The following is a 4,884-nucleotide window of genomic DNA, read 5'->3' as shown; positions in this document are numbered from 1 at the left end:
CCTGAGACCCCCTCTCGCACCCCGTCCCCGACACCGCATCCCGGCCGGGCCTGACGGCCCCCGCGTGCGCCACGCCCGTACGCCCGTCACCGAGCACCCTGGGAGACGCATGTCCGCCACATCCCCGACCGTCGCCGTGCCGCCGTTCCGGGGCAGGATCGGCGACGACCCGCGCAGCGGGTACTACGCCGCACCCCACCGCTACCGCCTCCACCTGTCGCCCGCCTGTCCCCGCTGTCTCCAGATCGCGGTCACCCACAGCCTGCTCGGCCTCGGCGACGTCCTCCCCGTGACGAGGCTGCCCGCCGTGCCCGACACCCCCGACGGCGGACACCGGGCGCTGCGGCGCCTGTACGAGGCGAGCGCGCACCTCCACCCGGGCCCCGCCCTGGCGCCCGTCCTGCACGACAACTGGACCGGGACCGTCGTCAGCACCCATGCGCCGGACATCGTCCGCGACCTGGCCCTGCGGTTCGGCGGACGCGGGCCCTGTCTGCTCCCGCGCGACACCGACGAGGCGTTCGCCGCCGTCGAGCGGCTCTGCGAGCAGGGCGTCGACGCGACCGCCCAGCGGGCCGGGCTGTACGGCGGCGACCGCGCGGAACGCGACCTCGCGCTCGCCACGCTGCTGCGCGCACTGGACGTGCTGGAACTGAGGCTCGCCTCGCGGGACCACGTCCTCGGCGACGAACTCACCCTGGCCGACGTGCGGGTGTGGGTGACGCTGGTGCAGCTGGACACCGTGCACCGGCACCATCTGGACGCCTCGGCGGTGCACCGCATCACCGAGCACCCGCGGCTGTGGGCCTACGCCCGCAGGCTCACCGCGCACCCCGCCTTCGGCCCGCACCTCGACCTGGACGGCATCGCCCGACGCCACCACGCCCACTGCCGAGGCACGGAGGCGGCGGGCGCGGCGGTGCCGATCATGGACTGGCAGGCGTACGTGCGGCGGCGGACACCGGGACCGACGCCGGAAGCGGCGCCGGAGCCGACGCGGCGTACCGGCTGACGGCGGGAGCGGGCGTCACGGCTCCAGCGTGCTTCAGGCGGCCCGGCGCTCCCCGGCCCCGCGCCCGGGACACCGGTGCCGCCTCCGCCGCCGGCCGGGCCTGCGGGCCGTGGCCGCCGGCGGTCCGGGGGAAGGGACGGCGGGGCGGAGCGCGGCACCTTCCGCCGCCGGCGTCACGCCGAGCGGTGCGCCCTCGACGGCGCGGGCCGGCGTGGTGACGGCGGCCCCTGCCGACGGGCTCGGCGCGGACGGCGGGCCTCCGACGACCGCCGGTGCCGGCAGCCGTACGACACCGGACGTTCCGGTGCCCGCCGGGACCAGCGCCCGCACCTCCACCGGAGGCGTGCTCGCCGCACCCCTCAAGCGCTCACCCACACCCTCCGCCGGAACGGACGCCCCCTCGGTGGCCCGCGACAGCAGGACCACTCCCCACGACGCGAGGGCGGCGCCGAACAGGGCGAGCGCCACACCGGGCGCACCGCCCCGGAGGTGTTCGCCGAGAAGGCCCAGGCCGATCACCGCCGCCGCCAGGGGGTTGGCGAGCGTGACCGTCGCCAAGGGGGCCCCGAGGCCGCCCCGGTACGCGGTCTGCGCGAGGAGGAGGCCGCCCGCCGCGAACACGGCCACCAGCAGCGCCACCCCGATCACACGCACGTCGAGCACCGGACCGGTACGGTCGGTCGCCGCGACCGTCACCGTCCGGGTCAGCGCCGAGGCCACGCCCGACGCGACTCCGGACGCGGTCGCGTGGCGCAGGCCGGGGCGGGCGCCGGGCCACGACAGCAGGCCGATCAGCGTCGCCGTACCGCCCGCGACGGCCAGCGCCTCCGGGACGCTCAGCACGTCGTCGGGCGCGGGTCCGGACGCCGTGGCGAGGATCGTCGCCAGCCCGGCCAGCGTCAGGGCCGTGCCCCGCCACTCCACCGCGCTCACCGGCCGTCCCGCCATCCGCGCCCCCAGCGGCACCGCGGCGACCAGGGTGAGCGCGCCCAGCGGCTGGACCACGGTCAGCGGGCCGTACTTGAGCGCCACGACGTGCAGCAGGGCGGCCGCCGCGTTCAGGGTGACCGCGCCCCACCAGGCGCCGCTGCCGAGCAGCCGCAGCGCCCCGGCGCCGGAGCCGCGGGCGGCCAGCCGGGCCTGGGTCACGGCGGCGACGGCGTAGGCCACGGCCGAGACCAGGGAGAGCAGGACCGCCACGAGCAGGGCGCTCATCGTCCCGCCCCCACGAGCACGCGGCGCCGCTCCGGCCGCCGGGGCCGGACGATCCCCGGCACGGGGGCGGGGCGCGGGCGGCGCACCACCGCGAGGGCGAGCCCCAGCAGGGCCGCCGCCGCGAGCGCGTCCAGCCAGAAGTGGTTCGCCGTGCCCACGATCACCAGCAGGGTCACCAGCGGATGCAGCAGCCACAGCCACCGCCACGCCGTCCGCGTGACGGCGATCAGGCCGATCGCCACCATCAGCGCCCAGCCGAAGTGCAGCGACGGCATCGCCGCGAACTGGTTCGACAGCTGGTCGGCCTCGGGCGGCCCGTAGACCGACGGCCCGAACAGCCGCGCCGTGTCGGCCAGTCCCGTCGCCGGGAGCAGCCGGGGCGGCGCCAGCGGGTACACCAGGTGCAGCACCAGCGCGGCCGCGGTGACCGCCGCCAGCGCCCGCCGGGCCCACACGTAGTGGCCGGGGCGGCGCAGGTAGAGCCAGATCAGGAAGGCCGCGGTGGCCGGGAAGTGGACGACCGCGTAATAGGTGTTGGCGATCTGCACGAGGAGACCGCCGTGCAGCAGTGCGGACTGCACCGCTCCCTCTCCCGGCAGGTGCAGGGCACGCTCGAGGTCCCAGACCTCACGGCCGTTGCGGTACGCCTCGGCGGTGTGGCCGGACGCCAGTTGCCGGCCCAGTTTGTAGACGAGGAACAGGCCCGCCACCAGCAGCAGTTCGCGGACGAGCGGCGGCCGGCCGCGGGTGGGTGGTCCCGTCGGGTCGGGTTCCTCGAACTCCTCGCGCGCGTGCATGCCCCCGGTCCCTTCACTGACGGTGGTGCGTGTCGTGGTGCTGGCGGAGCTGCTGACTCGGGGACCGGGTCCGGCTCATCGGTGCGGGTCCAGCTCACCGGTGCGGATCAAGAGCGATACGCGAACGTACCGATACGATGCCGTACCGATACGTCAGTGTACCGATACGCTCACGTACCGGTACACTCGAGTACCCATTGACGTACGCCACACTCCGTCGAGGGAGAGGGAGCCGAGCCGATGACGTCGCAGGACGCGGACCGACCGGGACCGGCCGGGGCCTCGCGCCGCTCCAAGATCACGCCTGAGCGGGAGCGGGAGTTCTTCGACGCCGTGCTGAACCAGATCCGCGAGTGCGGGTACGACGCCGTCACCATGGAGGGCGTCGCCGCCAGCACGCGGTGCAGCAAGTCCACGCTCTACCGGCAGTGGCGGACCAAGCCGCAGTTCGTCGCGGCCGCCCTGCGGTCCAGCGGGCGGGCGAAGTTCGCGCTCATCGACACCGGCTCCCTCGCCGAGGACCTGCGCGAGGCCGCGCGCTGCGCGGGGGAGTGGTCGCCGAGGGACGCCACCCTGTTCCAGGCGCTCGGGCACGCGGTCCTCCAGGACCGGGAGCTGGCGCGGGCGCTGCGGGAGGCGCTGGTCGAGCCGGAGATCACCGCGCTGGAGGAGATCCTGCGGCGGGGCGTCGAGCGCGGCGAGGTCGACGCGGACAACCCGGCGCTGGAGTACGTCCCGGCGCAGATCTTCGGGGTGCTGCGGGCCCGGCCCGTGCTCGAGGGGTGCAACGCCGACCCGGACTACGTGCTCCGCTTCGTGGAGGCGGCGGTGCTGCCGGCGCTCGGACTGGAGTGAGACCCGGGCCGCACCGGTCATGGGGACGACCGGACGGCGGCCCGACCGCGCCGCACTGTGGGGACGGGGGCGGCGCACCACCCGGCCGGGTGGGACACCTCTTGAGCGGAGGGGTGCCCCACCCGGCCGTGCCACGTCCGCGGCCGTCGCGGCCGTCGCGGCCGTCGTGGCCGCCGTTCGCGGTCGCCGGGGGACGGTCGGACCGTCAGACGTCCTGCCCGGGGCCGCCTCCGCCCTCGGCCACCTCGATGCCCTCGGTGATCTCGTCGAGGACCGTCTGCCGCTGGTCGGTGTCCACCCCGAAGCGCACCACCACGATCTGGTCCGGACGGGACGGGGAGGGGAACGCCAGGGACTGCACGAACCCGTCCGACCCCTTCTCGGTCACCGCCTTCCAGCGGACCAGGTACCCCTTCTGCCCGGCCACGGTCACCGCCTTCGACGCCAGCACGTCGTGCGAGGTGATCCGCCCGTACGACTCGCCGCCGTAGCTCTCCTCGGCGTTCGCCGCGATGTCCGCCTTCGCGACCTCCTCGGCGGTGGAGCCGCGGGTACCGAGCACCACGGCGGGCGCCGAGTACGCGCCGCCCTTGACGCAGGTCTTCGAGGTGTCGCCGGGGCAGTCGTAGGACTCCTTCGCCGTCAGCGCGGCGCCGGCCTGCAACTCCTCCCCGTACCACCCCTCGGGCACGGGCAGGCTGATCCCGCTCAGCGAGTCGGTGACGGAGCCGCTTTCGACGCGGCGGGGCTCGTCGCCCTCGGGACCGCCCTCGGGCGCATCCTGGCCGCCCCGGTCGTCGTCCTGCCCGCCGGGCTGCTGCGAGGTGGCGGTGCTCCGCCCTCCGTCGTCGTCATCGGTCAGGGCGTACACCCCGACGCCGATGCTCGCCAGCACGGCCGCGGCCACGGCGACGGCTATCCCGATCCGCAGGCGCCGCCCCCGCCCGCCGGCCGGGGGCGGGGCCTGCGCCTGCGGATCTGGATAGCCGTCGCCGTGGCCGCGGC

At 75.9% G+C, this 4,884-nt stretch carries 5 protein-coding genes; 2 read left to right on the top strand and 3 right to left on the bottom strand.

The genetic code is table 11. From position 1 onward, the window contains the following. Positions 1-109: 109 nt before the first annotated feature. Positions 110-1,012: a glutathione S-transferase C-terminal domain-containing protein gene (locus CCN29_RS31935; protein ID WP_086686029.1), complete on the top strand. Its 903-nt coding sequence runs from the start codon at positions 110-112 to the stop codon at positions 1,010-1,012. Positions 1,013-1,045: 33 nt separating this feature from the next. Here CCN29_RS31935 and CCN29_RS31930 read toward each other — a convergent pair whose 3' ends face one another. Together CCN29_RS31930 and CCN29_RS31925 are read right to left on the bottom strand one after the other, a co-directional pair. Next, a complete protein-coding gene (locus CCN29_RS31930; RefSeq protein ID WP_086686027.1) occupies positions 1,046-2,227 on the bottom strand; it encodes a DMT family protein in 1,182 nt (393 codons plus the stop codon). Continuing rightward, positions 2,224-3,024 carry a phosphatase PAP2 family protein gene (locus tag CCN29_RS31925; RefSeq protein WP_086686025.1) on the bottom strand — a complete coding sequence of 267 codons (801 nt, stop codon included), beginning with the start codon at positions 3,022-3,024 and terminating at the stop codon, positions 2,224-2,226. Before CCN29_RS31925 ends, CCN29_RS31930 begins: the two co-directional genes overlap by 4 nt. A gap of 240 nt (positions 3,025-3,264) precedes the next feature. Between CCN29_RS31925 and CCN29_RS31920 the strand changes: the two genes are divergently transcribed. Next, a complete protein-coding gene (locus tag CCN29_RS31920; RefSeq protein WP_031022636.1) occupies positions 3,265-3,879 on the top strand; it encodes a TetR/AcrR family transcriptional regulator in 615 nt (204 codons plus the stop codon). 205 nt (positions 3,880-4,084) lie between these two features. Here CCN29_RS31920 and CCN29_RS31915 read toward each other — a convergent pair. Continuing rightward, positions 4,085-4,884 (bottom strand): hypothetical protein (locus tag CCN29_RS31915; RefSeq protein WP_442538607.1); only part of this gene is annotated, 800 nt, incomplete at its 5' end.

Origin of the sequence: Streptomyces pseudogriseolus (genome assembly GCA_002154585.1) — a bacterium.
In the GTDB taxonomy this organism is placed as follows: Bacteria; Actinomycetota; Actinomycetes; order Streptomycetales; family Streptomycetaceae; genus Streptomyces; species Streptomyces pseudogriseolus.
This window is presented reverse-complemented; position numbering and strand designations above follow the sequence as displayed.